Annotated in this window: 23 protein-coding genes; all 23 read left to right on the plus strand. The window is 63.3% G+C overall.

Going from position 1 to position 17,540, the window contains the following annotated elements; all coding sequences use genetic code 11:
* Position 1 precedes the first annotated feature (1 nt).
* Positions 2 to 277 carry a hypothetical protein gene (locus sphst_RS01290; protein WP_031392985.1) on the plus strand — a complete coding sequence of 92 codons (276 nt, stop codon included), beginning with the start codon at positions 2 to 4 and terminating at the stop codon, positions 275 to 277.
* Positions 277 to 996, plus strand: a complete 720-nt coding sequence (locus sphst_RS01295; protein WP_031392986.1) for an HK97 family phage prohead protease — start codon at positions 277 to 279, stop codon at positions 994 to 996. Before sphst_RS01290 ends, sphst_RS01295 begins: the two co-directional genes overlap by 1 nt.
* Before the next feature lie 13 nt (positions 997 to 1,009).
* Positions 1,010 to 2,245, plus strand: a complete 1,236-nt coding sequence (locus tag sphst_RS01300) for a phage major capsid protein (RefSeq protein WP_031392987.1) — start codon at positions 1,010 to 1,012, stop codon at positions 2,243 to 2,245.
* A 50-nt stretch (positions 2,246 to 2,295) separates the two neighbouring features.
* Positions 2,296 to 2,865 carry a hypothetical protein gene (locus sphst_RS01305; protein ID WP_031392988.1) on the plus strand — a complete coding sequence of 190 codons (570 nt, stop codon included), beginning with the start codon at positions 2,296 to 2,298 and terminating at the stop codon, positions 2,863 to 2,865.
* Between the two features lie 2 nt (positions 2,866 to 2,867).
* The gene (locus tag sphst_RS01310) at positions 2,868 to 3,404 is read left to right on the plus strand and encodes a hypothetical protein (protein WP_031392989.1); all 537 of its coding nucleotides are present in this window, start codon (positions 2,868 to 2,870) and stop codon (positions 3,402 to 3,404) included.
* The gene (locus tag sphst_RS01315; RefSeq protein ID WP_031392990.1) at positions 3,404 to 3,760 is read left to right on the plus strand and encodes a head-tail adaptor protein; all 357 of its coding nucleotides are present in this window, start codon (positions 3,404 to 3,406) and stop codon (positions 3,758 to 3,760) included. The genes sphst_RS01310 and sphst_RS01315 overlap by 1 nt, the downstream gene beginning before the upstream one ends.
* 44 nt (positions 3,761 to 3,804) lie before the next feature.
* Entirely contained in the window at positions 3,805 to 4,242 is a 438-nt protein-coding gene (locus sphst_RS01320; RefSeq protein WP_159043447.1) for a hypothetical protein, read from the plus strand.
* On the plus strand, positions 4,235 to 4,624 hold the full coding sequence (gene gp17, locus sphst_RS01325; protein WP_051916184.1) for a tail completion protein gp17: 390 nt from the start codon (positions 4,235 to 4,237) through the stop codon (positions 4,622 to 4,624). The genes sphst_RS01320 and gp17 overlap by 8 nt, the downstream gene beginning before the upstream one ends.
* Before the next feature lie 67 nt (positions 4,625 to 4,691).
* The gene (locus sphst_RS01330; RefSeq protein ID WP_031392992.1) at positions 4,692 to 5,117 is read left to right on the plus strand and encodes a hypothetical protein; all 426 of its coding nucleotides are present in this window, start codon (positions 4,692 to 4,694) and stop codon (positions 5,115 to 5,117) included.
* Positions 5,118 to 5,166: 49 nt separating this feature from the next.
* The gene (locus sphst_RS01335; RefSeq protein ID WP_031392993.1) at positions 5,167 to 5,454 is read left to right on the plus strand and encodes a hypothetical protein; all 288 of its coding nucleotides are present in this window, start codon (positions 5,167 to 5,169) and stop codon (positions 5,452 to 5,454) included.
* On the plus strand, positions 5,454 to 5,876 hold the full coding sequence (locus sphst_RS20160; RefSeq protein WP_159043448.1) for a GTA-gp10 family protein: 423 nt from the start codon (positions 5,454 to 5,456) through the stop codon (positions 5,874 to 5,876). Before sphst_RS01335 ends, sphst_RS20160 begins: the two co-directional genes overlap by 1 nt.
* Complete coding sequence (locus sphst_RS21600; RefSeq protein WP_159043449.1) at positions 5,876 to 6,001, plus strand: phage tail assembly chaperone; 126 nt, start codon at positions 5,876 to 5,878, stop codon at positions 5,999 to 6,001. The genes sphst_RS20160 and sphst_RS21600 overlap by 1 nt, the downstream gene beginning before the upstream one ends.
* Before the next feature lie 182 nt (positions 6,002 to 6,183).
* On the plus strand, positions 6,184 to 9,141 hold the full coding sequence (locus sphst_RS01345; RefSeq protein ID WP_267895097.1) for a phage tail length tape measure family protein: 2,958 nt from the start codon (positions 6,184 to 6,186) through the stop codon (positions 9,139 to 9,141).
* Positions 9,141 to 9,731 (plus strand): hypothetical protein, encoded by a 591-nt coding sequence (locus tag sphst_RS01350; RefSeq protein ID WP_159043451.1) that lies wholly within the window; start codon positions 9,141 to 9,143, stop codon positions 9,729 to 9,731. Before sphst_RS01345 ends, sphst_RS01350 begins: the two co-directional genes overlap by 1 nt.
* On the plus strand, positions 9,731 to 10,318 hold the full coding sequence (locus tag sphst_RS01355; RefSeq protein ID WP_031392932.1) for a hypothetical protein: 588 nt from the start codon (positions 9,731 to 9,733) through the stop codon (positions 10,316 to 10,318). The genes sphst_RS01350 and sphst_RS01355 overlap by 1 nt, the downstream gene beginning before the upstream one ends.
* Positions 10,319 to 10,328: 10 nt before the next feature.
* Entirely contained in the window at positions 10,329 to 10,751 is a 423-nt protein-coding gene (locus tag sphst_RS01360; protein ID WP_043156102.1) for a DUF6950 family protein, read from the plus strand.
* Positions 10,752 to 10,754: 3 nt separating this feature from the next.
* Positions 10,755 to 14,948 (plus strand): hypothetical protein, encoded by a 4,194-nt coding sequence (locus sphst_RS01365; RefSeq protein ID WP_031392934.1) that lies wholly within the window; start codon positions 10,755 to 10,757, stop codon positions 14,946 to 14,948.
* Positions 14,945 to 15,355 carry a hypothetical protein gene (locus sphst_RS01370; protein ID WP_031392935.1) on the plus strand — a complete coding sequence of 137 codons (411 nt, stop codon included), beginning with the start codon at positions 14,945 to 14,947 and terminating at the stop codon, positions 15,353 to 15,355. The genes sphst_RS01365 and sphst_RS01370 overlap by 4 nt, the downstream gene beginning before the upstream one ends.
* On the plus strand, positions 15,355 to 15,639 hold the full coding sequence (locus tag sphst_RS01375) for a hypothetical protein (RefSeq protein ID WP_031392936.1): 285 nt from the start codon (positions 15,355 to 15,357) through the stop codon (positions 15,637 to 15,639). Before sphst_RS01370 ends, sphst_RS01375 begins: the two co-directional genes overlap by 1 nt.
* A gap of 11 nt (positions 15,640 to 15,650) precedes the next feature.
* Positions 15,651 to 16,184, plus strand: a complete 534-nt coding sequence (locus sphst_RS01380) for a hypothetical protein (protein WP_031392937.1) — start codon at positions 15,651 to 15,653, stop codon at positions 16,182 to 16,184.
* Positions 16,181 to 16,615 (plus strand): hypothetical protein, encoded by a 435-nt coding sequence (locus sphst_RS01385; RefSeq protein ID WP_051916170.1) that lies wholly within the window; start codon positions 16,181 to 16,183, stop codon positions 16,613 to 16,615. Before sphst_RS01380 ends, sphst_RS01385 begins: the two co-directional genes overlap by 4 nt.
* A 25-nt stretch (positions 16,616 to 16,640) precedes the next feature.
* Positions 16,641 to 17,240 carry a TIGR02594 family protein gene (locus tag sphst_RS01390; RefSeq protein ID WP_199848879.1) on the plus strand — a complete coding sequence of 200 codons (600 nt, stop codon included), beginning with the start codon at positions 16,641 to 16,643 and terminating at the stop codon, positions 17,238 to 17,240.
* Positions 17,237 to 17,540: DUF6527 family protein (locus tag sphst_RS21020; protein ID WP_107045045.1), on the plus strand; the 304-nt coding region annotated here is incomplete at its 3' end. The genes sphst_RS01390 and sphst_RS21020, both read left to right, overlap by 4 nt.

Below are 17,540 nucleotides of genomic sequence, written 5' to 3' on the forward strand. Positions count from 1 at the left end.
AATGGCCGTCGCCATACCGTTTCCCGAGGCCAACCTTGTTCTGACCGCGCCCACGCCTGAGGATGCGGCGGCCGGAACGGTCTATGATCTCTATGTTCACCGTTATCGCGACCTAGACGGTCAAACCAACGTGTTGAGCAAGTGGCGGCTGTCGCCGGAAGAGTTGGCCGCGGTTGTCGCCAGTGGCGGCGATCTTTGGTTCAATTGCTGGGGCGCAACTCATTCCCCGATGTGGATCACAGGTACAGATCCCTTCGTTCGTTCGGAGAACAACTGATGCTGCTGCACACTCCCGCCGCCTTCGGGCGTAAACATAGCGGAGCATTGAAGGTCCGCGACTTCGATCTCACGACCAAGGCCATCGGTGATGACGGCACGTTCGACGGTTACGGCTCCGTCTGGGGCGTCGTCGACAGCTACGGCGAGATCGTCGCACCCGGTGCGTTCACGGACAGCCTGAAGGAACTGGAGGCGAAGGGCCGGCCGGTCCCGGTGCTGTGGCAGCATCGCGCGGGCGAGCCGATCGGCGCATGGAGTAATCTGCGCGAGGACGAGAAGGGCCTCGCCGGCAAGGCCGAACTGCTGATCGCTGATGTCGCCCAAGCTCGCGAGGCGCATGCGCTGGTCAAGCGCAAGATCGTGACCGGCTTGAGCATCGGCTACTGGGTTCGCGAGAGCAGCTACGACGAGAAGACCGGCATCCGGACGCTGACCAAACTCGACCTCGTCGAGATCAGCCTCGTGACGTTCCCGGCGAACGACGACGCACGCGTCGAAGCCGTCAAATTCAAGCTCGCCCACGGCGAACTGCCGACCGAGCGCGAAATGGAGAAGGCCCTGAGGGAGTTAGGGTTCTCCAAAACTCGAGCCGCGGGCGTCGTCGCCCACGGCCTGACCGAATTGCGGCGGAGGGAGTCCGATCGCGAACCAGACGAACAACCAGAGCTCAAGGCTTTGACGGACACCCTGGCCGGCTTCTCCCTGAAGTCCGCCTAACAAGGATTACCGCATGAACATGATGACTTCCGCTGCGGCCATGACCGCGGCTTCGATCCCGCTCGCCCGCGAGTTCGGCAAGAAGGAAGGTCCCGGCACCGGTGCGACGCTCGATCAGCGTCTCGCCAGCGCACTCGAAGAGGTGAAGGGCTTCGCGACCGAATTCAAAACCAAGAGCGAAGCCGGCGAGAAGATCTCGACCGAGACCAAGGAAAAGGCTGACAAGGCGCTGGTCGATCTGGCCGGTATCCGTGCCGAGGTCACCGAACTTGCGCAGAAGTTCGATGCGCGCCGCCCGAACGACGAAGATCACGGCTACAAGTCGATCGGTCAGCAGGTCGGCGAAAGCCCCGAACTGAAGTCGTTCGCTGACAATGGTGCCTCAGGCACTGTCACTCTGTCGGTCAAGGCCGTGACCAGCGCGACCGGTTCGGGCGCCGCCCTCATCGTGCCCGATCGTCAGGCCGGGATCGTCGGCATGCCACAGCGCAAGCTGCGGATCCGCGATCTGCTGACGCCCGGCCGTACGACCAGCAATTCGATCGAGTACGCCCGCCAGATCACGCGCACGAACAGTGCCGCGCCTGTCGCCGAAGGCGCGCTGAAGCCCGAGTCGAATTATGCCTGGGAAGTGGCGAACGCGCCGGTTCGCACCATCGCGCACTGGGTGCCGGCATCGCGTCAGGCGATGGACGACATCCCGCAGCTGGAAAGCCTGATCGATGGCGATCTGCGCTACGGTCTCGACGACGCCGAGGATCTGCAGCTGCTGCTCGGCGATGGTCAGGGCCAGAACGTCTACGGGCTTTATCCGCAGGCGACGCCTTACTCGGCACCGATCACGGTCGCCGGTGCGACCCGCATCGATCAGCTTCGCCTCGCGATCCTTCAGGTCGAACTGGCCGACTATGATCCGGACGGCATCGTGCTGCACCCGGCCGCATGGACGGGTATCGAACTGACCAAGGATGCGGCTGGCGGGTATATCTTCGCCAACCCGCAGGGGATTGCCGGTCCGACGCTCTGGGGCCGTCCCGTCGTGCCGACGAAGGGCATCGGCGCGGCAAACTTCCTGGTCGGCGCATTCAAGCTCGCCGCCCAGATCTTCGATCGGATGGAGACCGAGGTCCGGATCTCGGATCAGGACCGCGACAACTTCATCCGCAACATGCTCACCATCCGCGCGGAGAAGCGCCTCGCGATGGCGGTGAAGCGTGCGGCGGCAATGGTTCGCGGCACCCTGCTGTGATCTGACGAGGGGGGCGCCAATGCGCCCCCCTCCTTCGGGAGAAACGTGAAATGAAAACGGCTTATGTTCTGGTCGCTCATGTCGGCGATCGGGGACGCAAGGACGAGGGTGACATCATCCCCGACCTGACGACGCAGCGGTTCGAGGATCTGGAAAAGGTCGGTATCGTCCGCGCCGCCACTGCTGCCGAGATCAAGGAGTGGAAGCCCCGCTTCGAAGCCGAGGCCGACGAAAATCCCGTCCGCACCATCGTCGTCGACATCGCTGACCTGCAATCGCTTCGCGAGTCGGTCACGAAGCACACCGACACGATCGTGGTGCTGACTGACGAACGCGACGCCGCCCGCGCTCGTGTGGTCGAGTTTGTCGACCTGCTGAAGGGCGCCAACGTCGAGATCGAACGCCTGAAGGCTGAGCTTGGCACGGTCGTCGGGCTCAACAAGCAGCATGAGGAAAACATCGTGAAGCTTACCCAAGAACGCGATCAGGCGCGGGCCGCGGTCCCCGTCGAAACGTCGACCTCGCCTGCCGGTGGCGAGAAGGAAGCCGTTGCGCCGGAGAGCAAGCAGGCCCCAACGCACGATAACAAGCAGGCCCCCGCCCCGAAGACGAAGAGCTGATCATGCGTGTCGTCGTCGTCGAAGCCCCTGCCCCAGTTGTGACCTGGGAGATGGCTGAACAGCATCTGAAGCTCGACGGCGACGATACGCAGAAGGACTATGTCGAGGGCCTGATCGCAACGGCGACGGGGTTGCTCGACGGCCCTGAGGGCTGGCTGGGCCGGGCCATCGGCATGCAGACGCTAGAAGCCTATCTGCCGATGCCGTTGCGCTGTGCCGTCGTCCAGCTTCCCTACCGACCGATCGTCGATCTCTTGGCGGTTGAAACGCAGGCGAGCGCCGGATGGGAAGCAATGGAGCCGGCTGCCTATTCGCTCAGTGGCATCGCCGTCAGTTTCCGGTACCGCTCGACCACGCTGACAGCTGCCGCACCGGAGGGTCTGCGCATCCGGTACCGTGCCGGCTATAATGATGTCCCGGCGCCAATCCGCACCGCGATCCTCATGATGACATCCGAGCTTTACCGGAACCGCGGTTCCGGCGAGGCATCGTTCGCAGCCGCTAAAATGCTGCTTTCGTCCTTCGAGGTCTATCGCTGATGGCAGGGCTTGACGAAGGCACGCTGCGCACCCGCGTGACGTTCGAACAGGCCAATCTGATCGACAACGGCCGCGGGGGCCGGACGCAGGCGACCGGTCAGGACGCATGGAAGCCGGTCAGAACCGTGTGGGCGGAGTGCATCGCGTTGCGTGGCGGCGAGGCGCTGGCAAACCTCGTCGAGCGTTCGACCCAGCTTTGGCGCGTCACCGTTCGCGCCCGCCCCGGCCTGACGACTGAGATGCGCATTACATGGACCGATGCGCTGATCGGCAAGGTCGTAGGCAACATCCGGAGCCTCGCGCCGAATGAGGAACGCGACGGGCTGGTGATGACCGTTGAGGCGAAGAAAGTCTGATGGCACGCCGTCCAAACATCCGCGGCCTGATCCGTACGCGGCGATTGCTCAAGAAGCTGCCCGGTACGGTGCGCGGCGAGATCATCGTCGAACTCAACGTCACAGGCCGGCAGATCGCCGCGGTGATGGCGGCACGCACGCCGCGCAAGTCGGGACGGCTCGTCGCTGGAGAGTCGTACAAAGTTTTTCCGCGGACGCTGCGCCTGCAAATCGGCCTGCTCCAAACCCGTCGCGGCGCCGACCCGCTGTTCTACGGGCGTATTCAGGATCTTGGCCGCAAGGCGCAGGTCGTGCTTGTGCAGCGTCGCCTGCGCCGGGCCAGCTCGAAACTGACCAAACGGTACCGGATGAAGGTGCGCGGCAGCGAGGGGAAACGGTTCGTGACGGGCCGTTTCCCGGAACTTCGCCGCACCCTCAATCAGAACCTGCGCGGGATCTTCGGTCGCGCGCTGGCAAACGCAGCAGGTGGTGGCGATGAGTGACGCGAAATCCGTAGTCGAGGCAGCGGTATTTCGCGCCCTGGCTGAAGCGGTCAGCACCGCGACGGTGTATCAGGACGCACCAGACAATGCTCCGCTGCCGATCGTCGTCATCGGTGACATGCGCAGTGCGCGCCTCGGCGGTAAGGCTGCCTCGCCGGACCGTTCAGTGACCGTCGCGATCGTCACGCTGATCGAGGCGCAGGAGCGCGCGCCGCTGCTGGCGCTGATGGACGAGATCGAGGGTGCGCTCGACGGCGTCACCTTCGAGGCCGATGGCTGGACGCTGTCGGGTTCGTTTGACGACGACGAGGCAGTGCTCGCCGATGACGGCAGCACCTATTCGGGCCTGTCGTCTTTCACGTTTCTCGCGCTCGCAGACTGAGCGCTCACAACTTTTCAACAGCCCGCCGCGCTCTCGCCGGCGCGGCTTTTCGTATGGGAGAAGACGCATGGCGAAGAAACTCGGCAATGACTATCGACTGTTCGTTCGCGGAGCGGACGGCACCACGTTCAGTCAGCCGGCCGGACAGGGCAACCTGACCCGCAATGGCGGTAAGAACTTCTCGTCTAACGCGACGAAGGACACCGAGGGCTATGACACGCAGCAGCCGGGTCTCCGGACGCTGACGCTCAAGCAGGACATGATCCCGTCCCTGCCCGATCCGACCGGCTACACCCGGATGGAGACGCTCGACAAAGCGAACGGCACCGAGATGTACCAGATCCGCAAGAAGCCGTTCGCGAGCGGCGACGTCGTGTTCGAAGCGGTCATGTACACCGGCCTCGACGACACGAGCTTCAATCAGGGCACGAGCGTGACCGTCGGTGTCACCCTGACGCTCGCCGAAGCGCCAACGGTCGACGCGCTGACCTGATCCGCGCCTGACCACCCTCCCCCGTCGCTTTTCAACCTAGGAAACACCGATGCCGATCAAACTGGCGGGCAAGTCCCGCAAGACGACCCGTCCCAACGATCTCGACAAGCAACTCATCGCGGCAACGGGCTGCGGTGAGAAGGAAATCGAGATGCTGTTGAGCGCCGGCCCCGATCGGGCCGCACGCGCGCTGCGGCCCTTCCTCGAAGACGGCGTATTGCCGGGGCCGGAACTGCCGCGTGCCATCGCAGCCGATCCGGCCGCGATCGACGCCATCCGGCAGCTGTACGCGGCACCCGTTGACGAGGCGGCTCCAGCGGGTGGCGAAGGCGAGTGATGGACGGCAATCGTGCCCCGGTCAGCGACCGGGGCGAAGCATCGCTCGTGTTCGACGGTACCGTGATGGGGCTGCGGCCGTCGTTCGAGGCGCTCGACGCCATCGAGAAGACGCTGGGTCGCGGCCTCGTCGACCTTGCCGGCGCCGCGATCCGTAAGGAACTTTCGATGTCGGAAACGGGGCAGATCGCATGCGAACTTATCCGCGCGTTCGGCCGCGAGACCGAGAACGACGGTGCCGCCCGCTCGAATGCTCCGCGCGTGACCAAGCTGATCATGGCGAGCGACGGCGGGTTGCTGGAGGCCATGAAGACGGTCGGGGGCGTCCTCGCGATCGCGGTCAACGGCGGGTACGACACCGAGGGAAACCTGAAGCCGCTGGCGACGACGACGACGACCGACGAAGCCCCCGCCGGCGGCTGATGGGCGCCGCGTCCGCTGCTCTCGGGTGGCGGCCGCGTGAATTCTGGGCGGCGACCCCGCCCGAATTCTGGGACGCGATGAATGGGTATGAGCGGATGAACCGCGTACCCGATGAAGAAGGGTAGCCATGGCGGACAATACCGAACGGCTCCTCCTTCAGGTGGACGCTGCGACCGAACTGTTGCGGCGCCACCTCGCCGAGGGCGAGCAGCCGCTTGCCAAATTCGAACAGCGTGCCGCCAAGATGGCGGACAATGTCGACCGTTCGGTCAATGACATGGGCAAGCGGTTCGGGCCGTTTGCGAAGATGGCGGAGGAGTCCGCGAATCGCGCGCAGCGTGCGTTCGAGGAAAGCTTCAGCGACATCCAGAAGCTGGCCGCAAAGGCGATCGAGGCGCCCACCGTTCGCGGGAGCGTCAACATCGGTGCGGCTGATGCGCGTGCGGCTGCTGACAATGCGCAGCGGCAGGCGCTTGCGACCCGGCTGGTGGCGGAAGCCGCGGAGCGCGCGTCGGTCGGCCAAGGCGAACTAACCGAGCGAACGCGCCTTTACGTCCAGGCCGCGCGGGCCGCTGCCCTCGAAGCCGATCATCATGCCACTGAACTGGCGCGCGAGGCCGGGGCGCTAGAGCGCGTCGAAATCGAGTTGAACCAGGCGGGCGCCGGGGCGCAGCTGCTCGCCACTCGCCAGCGCGGCGCGTCGAACAGCGCGGGCGCAATGCGGTCGGCGATGCAGGGCGTGTCCTATCAGGTCCAGGACACCTTCACGCAGCTGAGCATGGGCGCGAATGTCCTGTCGGTTGTCGCCATCCAAGGTGGCCAGCTGGCCGGTCAGTTCGCCAACATCGAAGGCAAGGCGGGCAGCTTCGCCCGCTTCATGATCGGCCCTTACGGTCTCGCCCTCACTGCCGCGCTCCTCGTGCTGGGGCCGGTGACCAAGGGCATGTTCGAGTTCGGGGATGCGACCGACAAGGCGGTCGACAAGCTGAAAGAGGACGCTGCGGAGAGCGAGATCACGGCGCGCGCCAAAAAGCGGTTCGCCGAATCGGTAGACGGCCTGACAGCTGCGCTGAAAGATCAGGACAAGGCGCTGCGCGATACCGCGGCAAACGAACGCTCGTCGGCCGAACGCGCGAACATCGCGGCACGGGCAAAGCGCGACGAGGCGCTGGCGATCAGGCAGACGACCGCCGCGCGCCTCGCTGATGCCATCGCTGCACGCGACGGCTTCAGCATCACCACGGGCGGCACATCGTCCGTATCGATCCAGCAGTCGGCAGAGGCGGCGCGCGTCGTCGATCTGCGCAAGCAAGGCGTCGCGGCGAACAAGGCAGTTGCGGACGCCGAGCGCCAACTGAACGTCACTCGCGTTGATCTGGCAGCCGAACAGGCGGCGATCTCGATCGACCCGATCCGGCGCGTCACCAAGCTTTACGACGATCGTATCAAGGCGCTGAAGGATCAGCAGCGCGAAGAGGCGCGTCTAGGTCGACAGATCGGTGCGGAGTCCAAACTCCGCCTCCGCCAACTGGAGGCGGAGAAGAAGACGGCTGTCGAAGCTGCCCAGGCGCGCGAGAGCGCCTCGAAGCGCACGCCGAACAACAACCAGCTGGGCCGCACGGTCAATGTCGACGAGGCGCGCTCGATCGTCGCATCGATCGGGGGCCGTGTTACCAGCGGTACCCGCAGCACCGAACGTCAGTCACAGCTATATGCCGACTTCCTCGCTGGTCGGCACAAGGGTCCAGTAGCGAAGCCCGGTACCAGCGACCACGAGCGCGGACAGGCCGTCGATGTCGCCTATGGTCCCGGGATCAGCATTGCCAGCCTGCGCGAGGCTTTCCGCAAGCAGGGCGTCTCCCTGCGGCAGATTATCGACGAACCGGCGCAACGCGTTATCCATGTCGCCTTCGGCAAGGCCGGCCCGTCTCGTGAGACCGTCGCCAAGCGGGAAGAGAGCGCCCGGCAGAAGGTACTGACCGACGACAGCGCCTATACGAACGACGAGCGGCAGGCACGGCGTAAGCTGATCGAGGCGACCCGCAAAACGGCCGCGACCGAGCAGAAGCGCGAAAACCTGCTCGCCGAAGACATCGCGGCCGAGGCGACCGCCAATCGCCGCGTCATCGCCAACGATCTCAGCGCCGGCAAGATCAACGCCGCGCAGGCAGAGCATCTAACGGCGCTCAACAATGCGACCGAGACGCAGCGCCTGGCAAACCTGCTGACCGAGCGGGCGACCCGCGCGATCGAGCAGCGCTACGATGTGGAGCAGGCTGATCTGCAAGGCAAGGTGACCCTGCTGCGCATCAGTGAAGGTTTGGCGGCGACGGAAAGCGAGCGCCGCACCGTATCGCAGCAGATACTTGAAACCGAGCAGGCTCTTCGCCGCAAGGCACTAGAACGTCTGCGCGATACCTCGCAGGATCCGGTCCAGGTCCAGTCTGCGATAGATGATCTGAAGCGGCTGCCCGCGATCGAGAGCGGCGAGCAGAAACAGGCCGATCGCGCAAATGCTGCACCGCTCGATCAGTATCGCCAGCGTCTTCGCTCTGCATCGGACGATATGGGACGCGGAGTGGAGGATGCCGCAGTGCGCGGATTTGGCGCGCTGGAAGATGCAGGCTCGCGGGCAACCGCAAGTGCGGTGACGAATTTGCTGCATTTGAAAGGCATAGCGGGCGAGGTCGTTGGCAGCATCGTTGCCGACCTCGCCCGCCTTGCGGTGCAAAAGGCGATCGTCGCAGCGATCGGCGGGGGCTTCGGCTTTGCCGGTGGTGGGCAGATCGGTGACGCACCCGGTTTCGCCGAGGGCGGTTCTCCCGGTGGTCTCATTCAGGGGCCGGGCACAGGCACGTCGGACAGCATCCTCGCCATCCTCGGCAATGGGCGCGGTCCTATACGGGTGTCGACCGACGAGTTCATCGTCAATGCGGCTGCGACCAAGAAGAACCTGCCGCTGTTGCATGCGATCAACTCGGGACGTTTGCCGGGATATGCCACCGGCGGTTCGCTTAGTGGTCCGAACCTACCGAGCCTGCGATCCCCTCGCCTTCCCGATGCGGTCAACGGCAGCAATCGGCGCCGAGACATGCTGCTGGTCGACGGAAACATCAGGATCAGCCCTACGGCCGAATTCGACGCGCGGATGGAGAATGTCTCCTTCCGCACCGTCAGTGCGGCAGCTGAGCCAATCATGGCCGGTTCCGAAAACCGTACCATCCGTCGCCTGAATCGTCCCGAGCTACCTGGAGCGCCCATCTGATGCTAATCAGTATGCCTGCCGCCCCGGTGGCGGCGAACATCGCATGGGATATCGATCAGCCCGGGCAAGCGAACCGTGGCGAGTTTACCGGTAGGCGCCGTGCCACTTTGCTGGCGCAGGCGCCGCGCTGGTACGCTGAGGTCACGTTGCCACCGATCATCGGCGAGGCACGGGTGCTCGACTGGCGGGCGTTCGTCGTGGACTGCGACGGCATCGCCAATAGTTTCCGTGTGATCGCCTGCGAACGTCCCCAGATCACGGGCGTCACGGTCACTGTGAAGGGTGCCGGGCAGTTCGCGCATCAGCTCGTTACGCAAGGCTGGGGCGCGGCCGGGCTGAAGCTTCGTCGCGGTCAGTTCTTCACCGTGAACGATCAGCTGCTGATGTTACAGGCCGACGTCGTCGCGGATGCCAGCGGCACCGCGGTTCTGAAGTTCAAGCCGTACCTTCGGTTCTCGCCCGCGAATGCTGCCGCTGTCGAGGTCACCCGGCCCTATGCCGTCATGGTGATGTCGGATCCGCGTAGCGGCTGGAAAGTCGGTATCGGCCAGAATTATGCCGTGACGTTCAAGTGCGAGGAGGCCTTCTGATGGATAGCCGCCCCGATATCAGCGCGCAGGCTGCGCTCGCAGCCTCGGTCCGGCGTCCGGTGACCTTCGCATTTCTAGACCTGAAGGGCGAGCCGATCCGAGTAACGAATGCGCCCTACAGCTTCACATTCGCAGACACGGGCGACGAGGATCTCGACGGCTTCACGTTCGATGCCGTCGACCCGCGTGTCGTCTCTGTCGGACCGGTGAAGGCGCGCGAGGGCGGCACCGAGACGCTGACCTTGCAGTTGTCCGGTCTCGCCGGCGTCGACGACGAACTGATGACGCAGATCGGTAATCGCTCGAACTGGGCTGGTCGCGATTGTCGACTGTGGAGAGCAATGCTCGATCCGCATGACATGACGCGCATCGGTGCGATCTGGAGTTTCTATACCGGCTATATGTCGGTGCCGAAGATCAGCGGCGACCGCACGGGCCAAGTTATCAACATGTCAGTCGAGTCCTACCTCGCGTTTTTCGGGCAGGCCTCGAACCGCACCTATCTCGACCAGCAAAGCTACGATCCGGGCGACCAGTCGGCCGCGCTCGCCATCGCCATTGCCAACGGCGCCTCCAAGCGCAGCTGACGGAGCAAACATGTATCGGAAACCCGACTGGGAGACGCGGCTCGCCGCGTATCTCGATCCCTTGCGGCTGCGTGCTTTCGTCTGGGGGCAGCATGACTGTTGCACCTTTGCGGCCGGTGCCGTTGAGGCGATGACGGGGGTCGATCCCATCCCTGAATTCCGCGGTCGCTATTCGACCGCACGGGGATCCGTGCGCGCACTGCGCAGCGTCGGCCGCGGGGATCTTGCGTCGACGCTCGACGCAAAGTTCGAAGCTGTTGACGCAAGCCTTGCCCAGCGTGGCGATATCGTCATGTCGTCTGGTCTGCTTGGAGTGTGTTTCGGTGCCTTCCTGATCGCTGTCGGCCGTGATGGTGAACGCGAGGGCTTGATCCGTATCGATCGCGCCGCGTGGGATGCCCCACGCGCGTGGCGCGTCCGTTACGGCGTCTGACGGATGGCAAAAGCACTTAAGACCGCCGCACTCGTTGTCGGTGCGGTTGCGCTAGTTGCGACCGGGGTCGGCGCGGTAGCCCTTCCGGGGTTCGCCGGCGCGCTGACTGTCGCGGGCATTTCGACCGGTACGTTGTTCCTCGTCTCGGGCGGTCTGACGGTTGCCGCGAGCCTGCTTCAAAAGACCCCAAAGGTTCCTGCCTCGCAGACCGATCGTTTGAGCGCATCGGTCAACCCGGGTGCGTTTCGGCATACCGTCCTCGGGCAGACAGCCATGCCTGTCGAGGTGCGGTATGAGGAGTGGTCCGGCAAGGATCAGGAATATTGCGACTGGATTGTCTTGCATGCGAGCCACGCCTGCGAGGCGATCGACGAGATCTGGTTCGAGACGACAATGGCATGGTCGCGCGCGACTGGCGTCGTCGGTAAATATGTCGGTTACTTCACGGTGCCGCATATCATCCTGGACGGCAGCCCGGCGAACGCTTTTACGCTCGGCTCGGGCAAGTGGAATCGAGGTGCTCGCCTAACGGGGTGCGCGTATTCGCACTGGCGTTTCAAACTGACTGGCAACAGCAAAAAGGCTGAAAGCCCATTTGTGTCGGGCATGCCGAGCCGCATCACTGTGATCGGGCGCGGCGCCAAGCTGTACGATCCGCGCCGTGACAGCACCGTGCCCGGTGGCAACGGTCCGATGCGTGCCGATGATCAGTCGACGTGGCGGTTCACGACAGACGACGGCGTGACGATCGGCGAAAACCTGCCGTTGCAGATCCTGCGCGTCGTGCTCGGGTGGCGGATCCGCAATCCGTCGACTGGCACGCTGAAGCTTGCGACCGGCTCTGGCGTGCCGCCACGGCGGATCAATTTGGCGTCGATCGCCATTGCCGCCAATCTAGCCGACGAAATGGTCAACCGGTCGGCAGGCGGTCAGGAACCGCGCTATCACGGCGCTGGCGTCGTTTCCGAGGGTGATGATCCCAAGACGGTGCTCGACATGCTCTGCACCGCCTGCTGCGCCCGTTTCCGGGATACCGGAGGCAAGCTGTCGCTCGTTGTCGCTCACAATGATCTTGCGGCAGCCGCTACCGAGGACGGGCTTAACGATGACGACGTCGTCGGCGCCTTCACCTGGGACCCGGATGCAGCGCTGGAAGCCACGCCAAACGTCGTGCGGGGCAAGTATGTCGATGCGACGGCGAACTCGCTCTATCAGCTGATCGACTATCCCGAGATCCGCTTGCCCAGCCTCGACGGGCAGGATCGCATCTTTCCGCTCGATCTTGGCGTCGTGGAAAGTCCCAGTCAGGCGCAGCGGATCGCCAAGCAGATTTTGCAGCGCAAACAGTATCCACGCGAGTTCTCGGCGCCGTTCGACATCCGCGCGTGGAAATACGGCGTCGGGGATGTCGTGCCGTTCACCTTTGCGGCATTGGGCTTCGATCGCGCCTTGTTCCGGATCAAGGATCAGGAGCTTGGTCAGGGCGGTGTTTGCAACATGACGCTGACCGTCGAGAATGCCGCAATCTACGCATGGGATGCCGACGACGCCGCGCCGGTTCAGCCGGCTGAACCGATCGTCTATGACAGCCGGAATAACCCGCTGATCCTCGCGATCGACGAAGCGGCGACAACGGCCGAATGGGATTCGGTGACCGATCCAACCGGTACGAAGCCAGACAATAACGCCGACGTCACCGGGGAGCACACGTCGAAGGACACCAACGCGGTCGGGGGCAAGCCGGCCGACGCGTTCCTTGAGGAGCTGGCAGCTGCCCAGGCGTATCAGAATGACCTGAACAACAATATTATTCCCGCGATCAATGCGGCGGTGACAGGTGCCGGCGAACGGATTGAGGCCGTATCCAGTCAGGCGAATGCTGCCGTCGCTGAGGCAGATAGGCGGATCGCAGAAGCTCAGACCAAGCTCGACCGTGCCGTGCTGGATCTTGCGGCCGAGATTGATCGAACCCAGGGCGTCGCCGAGGACCTGACGCGACGTGTCGACGCGATCGCGGCGGGCGGCACCGGCCCGAACGGCGAAGATGTTCAGGCCCTGATCGAGCGTATCGACCTTGTACGCGCCGATGGTGATAGTGCGCTTGCCACCGCGATCCAGAATGTGGCGACAGCATACGAAGGCCTCGATGCCGCTACGAACTCCCGCATCGCGGATCAGGCTATCGCCCTGTCGGACGCGCGACGTTCGATCGCCCAGCGCATCGAAGAGGTCGTCACCGAGTTTCATGGCCTAGATGCGGAAACCAACGTTCGGATTAGCCAGCAGTATGATGCGCTTAGCGATGCCGACGAGGCGCTTGCTCGCCAGATCGAGACAATCTCGGCCAGCGGAGGCTATGACGACACGGAAGTGAGGTCCGAAATCCGCCGGGTCGACACCGCCGCAATTGAACGTGACAGCGCCGCTGCGCAATCTGTGACTGAAGTGACTAGCAGCCTGTCCCGCGGTGGCGGCAATCTGCTCAGCAATACCGATTTCGTCACTACCGACGGTTGGTCGGAAAATTACAATCCTAGCCGACCCATCTATGGGATCAACATTGCCGGAGCGCCGTATCATCCGGTCGGCGAAAATGTCCTCTCGATCTATCAGGCGGGGCGAGCTGGCGGTGCCGACGCGTATGCTGATTGGATATCCGATCCGGTAGCGATCGTCAGCGGATCGTTCGTTCAATTCTCTGCTATGTTCGCCTCACACCGTGCTGACACCCAGGCTTTTCTCGGCTGGGTTGGATCGGACGGCGTCATTTTCGAGTTCGTCAACGGCAACCGCAATACCTCCACCGAGAAGTTCGCAAACGATCCGAACCTGTTCAAGCGGTCCGGCCTGATCGCTGTTCAGGCCCCTTTGCGCGCAGTGGCAGCCCGATTGCTGATGCGGAAGAACGATACTTATGAGGGTCAGGGCGACAGCTACGCTTGGTTCTGGCGGCCGTATATTGGGGCGGCCCGGCAAGGCCAAAACAGTTGGAACGATTGGTCACCGGGCAGCGGCCGTGCTATCCAGCTGCGATCTGACGCCGCGATCAGGGAAGCGGCAACAACCGCGGCAACGGCCAATCAATCGGTCGCCGATCTGTCAACGAGCGTCTCGACCCGGTTCCAAGGCGTCAATCTTACCCTCAGCGGCTACGATCAGCGCATCACCAGCCTGTCATCCGACCAGCAAGGCTATGTCGGGCGAACCAGCACGCTTGAGGCGCAGATGTCGCGCCAAGCTCCTAGCGCGCTGAATAACTTTACGGACGACGTCAATAATCGGCTGACCCAAGTCGATGCGAACGTGAATGCGCGGATCAAGTTCAGCGAAGATGTATTAGCTGACCTGCCAAACCGTTATGCTGCGGCATCCCGAACGGCAACTCTAGAAGCGCAATTTCGGCAGGAGGTCGGAAGCCCGCTCAACGATGCGGTCAATTATGTAAACGGTCGTGTAGATACATCGAATACGCAGCTGACCGCACGCATCGAAGAACGCGCTACCGCAATTGCCGACGCGAAGGCAGGCGCTGTAGCCCAGACGCTCGCGCAGCTGCGGGCCGAATACAACGGCAGCGCCGCGACCATCGCACAACAGACCGGCGCCATCGCCGGCATTGATGGCCGCACCAGTGTCTTCTGGTCGGTCACGGGCACGACGCCTGACGGCAGCACCCAGATCAGCCTGTCGAAGTCTGACGGATCGGCTGGCGTTTTCTACATCGGCGCCAATCTGTTCGTCGACGGCAACGCGATCTTCAACGGCACGGTGACGATCCGCGCACTTGATCGGTCGACCATGACCGCCACGACCGCCAGTTCGGTAGCGGGTTCGTACGGCGGCGCAGGACAGGCGAGTAAGCAATACATCCCGAACCTCGGCGCGGACATGTTCATCCGGTCGGGTGGATCAATATACATCGCCTTCTCGGGCTTTATCGGCGGGCAAACGAACGGGACACGCGACACCCAGCCAACATTTGAGATCATGAACGCCGCGGACAACGGGATCTTGGCTACGGTTCCGCTGCCGGAAAGCGGCTTTGGCAGCACAGGCCGATTGGATAATTACACAATCCGGGTTCTGAATACGTTCGGTGAGTTGACCATACGCTGGAGGGTCGCTGTCAGGGCTACCGAGCGGACTTGGTCGATCATCCGAGACCCGGCCCTCTCTGTCTACTGGACCGCGCTATGAAGCATCTGGCTATTTATCAGACCGAAACCGGTCGAGTGATCGGCACATTTTCTGCTGATATCGTTCCCGATCCGGAATCCGGTTATGCATACATAGAGTATGACACCGCGATTGATCCTCGCGATTGGATCGTCGCTGATGGCAGGTTGGTACCTAGTGACGCGGCTACGCCTGCCCTCATATTCTACACCTTCAATCAATGGGTCGACCTGTTCCCGCTCGGTGAGCAGGTGGCAATCGTCACGGCTACGATGTCTGACCCGATGGCCAAGCTGATCTACGATCGCGCGCAGTCTGCGTCCGGTAGCATCGATCCAAAAGATCCCCGCACCCAGGAAGGTGTCGGCTATCTCGTCGAGAAGGGTTACGTGTCTAAGGCCACTGCCGACCGGATCGCAGGTCTGTAATGCGGCGGTTGCGTGATGTAGCGCAGCAGCTGCTCGTATCGGTCGATCAGCTTGCCCAGGTCGTGATAGTCGGCCTGTTCTACATTTTACACATCACCGACGCCTGCCCTTCGGCAGACGAGACAATCAGCAGCTATGTCGGCCGCGCGCAGATGCGAGGCGCATGGTGGGCCAATCTGATCGCCCCAGTCATCGATCTGCTGTTTGTGCTGCTTGGCGAGAAGCCCGGCCATTGCCGGCGAAATGTCGAGACCGCTTTTCTAGGCCAAGCGCCAACCCCCTGAGAGGATCAACGATGAGCAATACGAGCTTCGCGGCCCAGGCGGTCGCGAATGGCCCCCGCACGATCGCGCAACCCAGCTTCGAAGGCATGGGTTGGCTCGTCGTCATCAACCTTGCTGTCATGACGATCGGAACGCTCGTCGGGCTCATGGTGGTGATGAAGCTGGTCGGAGACGGCTGTAAGCATCGCCACCTTGATACCTGGCTGTCACCAGCTTGGATCTACCGTGCGCTCGGCATCCTGTTTGCCTGTGCCATCACGGTCCGCTGCGGTGCCGAAGCGTTGACGCTCTGGGGCTATGATGCGCGCGATCCCGTAACGTCCGGCTTCTACGCGACGGTAAAGCGGCTGTTCGATCCGTTCGCGGTCACCTTCGGCCTCTCGGGCCTCGGGCTCTACATTTGCTCCGAGCCCGGCATGATCGAGCAGCAGCGCAAGGAACCCTTTGCGATCGACATGTGGCTGGCGTGGCCGATGATCCGACGAATGCTTTGGCTTGGCTTGGGGACCTTCCTCGCCGCAGTCGGGGTGGTGTCAACGCGATGATCAGTACCGGGGGCATCTACAAAGGGGGCGCAACGATGGCGGCTATACTACCTGTCGCTGCGGCAGCGATGGTCCAAAGAGGCCCGACGATTGCAACATCGTCACCGGTAATCTGGCATTTTTTGGGTTATCCATTCGAGGTCGCGGGGATGATCGCCGCAGTCTTCGCTTGCGGCGCGGCGCGCTTCTGGATCGGTGCCGCGCAGTCGGTCCGCAAGGAACACCGCTGGAGTCTTGATATCCCGGTGTCCGGCATCGCTCTCGCCTTCTCGATCGCGATCGTCATCTCGCAGCGGCCCGAGCCGCTTGGCGGACTGCTCTACGGCGCTGGGCTCGGTGTGCTTGGCGAAGGCATCTTTAAGATTGCCGAAAACTACTTGAAAAAGGCCGGCACAGTGTTCGGGATCGATACCGACAAGCCGGTGGAATAACGGCCCGCCCAACCGGGAGGGGTTCGTGGCGGGCCGGCCGGGCAAGGTTAAGAAACCCGGCCCGTCGATAACAGCCAAGCTGCCCAATAGCTTCACATCGAAGGAAATAATCATGACGACGGCATCAACGCCGGCGTGGCTTCGCCATGCCCGGTCGCTTCTTGGTACCCGCGAAATCGTCGGGCGCACGCACAACAATGCCCTGATCGCGTTCCTTAACTCGGCGCGCAAATGGAACGGCGTGATCTGGAAAGACGACGAGATGCCGTGGTGCGGTGGCTTCGTCGCAGCATGCCTCGTCGCCGTCGGCGTCGAGCCGGTCAAGATCGCCGCGCGAGCGAAGAGCTGGGCGACCTGGGGTAGCCGGCTGCGGCCTGAGCGCCTCGCCCCCGGTGCTGTCCTCGTCTTCGATCGCCCAGGCGGCGGTCACGTCGGCTTCTACGTCGGCGAGGATGCGACGGCCTACCATGTGCTCGGCGGCAATCAGAGCAACGCCGTCACCGTTACACGGATCGCAAAGGGCCGGCTCACCGCATCGCGCTGGCCCGTAGGCGTGCCGGTTATCGGCGGGCCAGTGCATATGGCAACGACTGCCGGCCTGAAGCTGTCGAGCGACGAAGCATGAGCCGGCTGTCCCCGGTTTTGCGAGGCGCTCAGAATGGCGGTCTGCTGTTCTGGTGTCCCGGATGCGATGGCGCGCATCAAGTGACGGTAGGCGATGGCCCGGGCCCTCGCTGGGGATACAACGGCAACCCGGAGTCGCCCACATTCACCCCGTCGATACTGGTCACTTACAACGGCTCTGACGCGGGCGTTGACGGTGCCCCGCCCGCAACGTGTCATTCGTTCGTCACCGACGGCAGGATCCAGTTTCTCGGCGATTGTACGCATGCGCTTGCTGCGCAGACCGTCGACCTGCCCGTGT

This window comes from Sphingomonas sp. STIS6.2 (genome assembly GCF_000732685.2).
GTDB classification, from domain to species: Bacteria; Pseudomonadota; Alphaproteobacteria; order Sphingomonadales; family Sphingomonadaceae; genus Sphingomonas; species Sphingomonas aerolata.

What these genes read in the sequence shown, in the direction of transcription:
- sphst_RS01300 (WP_031392987.1), top strand. Translation starts at nt 1,010, where the DNA reads ATGAACATGATGACTTCCGCTGCGGCCATGACCGCGGCTTCGATCCCG.
- sphst_RS01365 (WP_031392934.1), top strand. Translation starts at nt 10,755, where the DNA reads ATGGCAAAAGCACTTAAGACCGCCGCACTCGTTGTCGGTGCGGTTGCG.
- sphst_RS01315 (WP_031392990.1), top strand. Translation starts at nt 3,404, where the DNA reads ATGGCAGGGCTTGACGAAGGCACGCTGCGCACCCGCGTGACGTTCGAA.
- sphst_RS01380 (WP_031392937.1), top strand. Translation starts at nt 15,651, where the DNA reads ATGAGCAATACGAGCTTCGCGGCCCAGGCGGTCGCGAATGGCCCCCGC.
- sphst_RS01345 (WP_267895097.1), top strand. Translation starts at nt 6,184, where the DNA reads ATGGCGGAGGAGTCCGCGAATCGCGCGCAGCGTGCGTTCGAGGAAAGC.
- sphst_RS01375 (WP_031392936.1), top strand. Translation starts at nt 15,355, where the DNA reads ATGCGGCGGTTGCGTGATGTAGCGCAGCAGCTGCTCGTATCGGTCGAT.
- sphst_RS01290 (WP_031392985.1), top strand. Translation starts at nt 2, where the DNA reads ATGGCCGTCGCCATACCGTTTCCCGAGGCCAACCTTGTTCTGACCGCG.
- sphst_RS01370 (WP_031392935.1), top strand. Translation starts at nt 14,945, where the DNA reads ATGAAGCATCTGGCTATTTATCAGACCGAAACCGGTCGAGTGATCGGC.
- sphst_RS01305 (WP_031392988.1), top strand. Translation starts at nt 2,296, where the DNA reads ATGAAAACGGCTTATGTTCTGGTCGCTCATGTCGGCGATCGGGGACGC.
- sphst_RS01295 (WP_031392986.1), top strand. Translation starts at nt 277, where the DNA reads ATGCTGCTGCACACTCCCGCCGCCTTCGGGCGTAAACATAGCGGAGCA.
- sphst_RS01335 (WP_031392993.1), top strand. Translation starts at nt 5,167, where the DNA reads ATGCCGATCAAACTGGCGGGCAAGTCCCGCAAGACGACCCGTCCCAAC.
- sphst_RS21600 (WP_159043449.1), top strand. Translation starts at nt 5,876, where the DNA reads ATGGGCGCCGCGTCCGCTGCTCTCGGGTGGCGGCCGCGTGAATTCTGG.
- sphst_RS01355 (WP_031392932.1), top strand. Translation starts at nt 9,731, where the DNA reads ATGGATAGCCGCCCCGATATCAGCGCGCAGGCTGCGCTCGCAGCCTCG.
- sphst_RS01350 (WP_159043451.1), top strand. Translation starts at nt 9,141, where the DNA reads ATGCTAATCAGTATGCCTGCCGCCCCGGTGGCGGCGAACATCGCATGG.
- sphst_RS20160 (WP_159043448.1), top strand. Translation starts at nt 5,454, where the DNA reads ATGGACGGCAATCGTGCCCCGGTCAGCGACCGGGGCGAAGCATCGCTC.
- sphst_RS01310 (WP_031392989.1), top strand. Translation starts at nt 2,868, where the DNA reads ATGCGTGTCGTCGTCGTCGAAGCCCCTGCCCCAGTTGTGACCTGGGAG.
- gp17 (WP_051916184.1), top strand. Translation starts at nt 4,235, where the DNA reads ATGAGTGACGCGAAATCCGTAGTCGAGGCAGCGGTATTTCGCGCCCTG.
- sphst_RS01360 (WP_043156102.1), top strand. Translation starts at nt 10,329, where the DNA reads ATGTATCGGAAACCCGACTGGGAGACGCGGCTCGCCGCGTATCTCGAT.
- sphst_RS01385 (WP_051916170.1), top strand. Translation starts at nt 16,181, where the DNA reads ATGATCAGTACCGGGGGCATCTACAAAGGGGGCGCAACGATGGCGGCT.
- sphst_RS01330 (WP_031392992.1), top strand. Translation starts at nt 4,692, where the DNA reads ATGGCGAAGAAACTCGGCAATGACTATCGACTGTTCGTTCGCGGAGCG.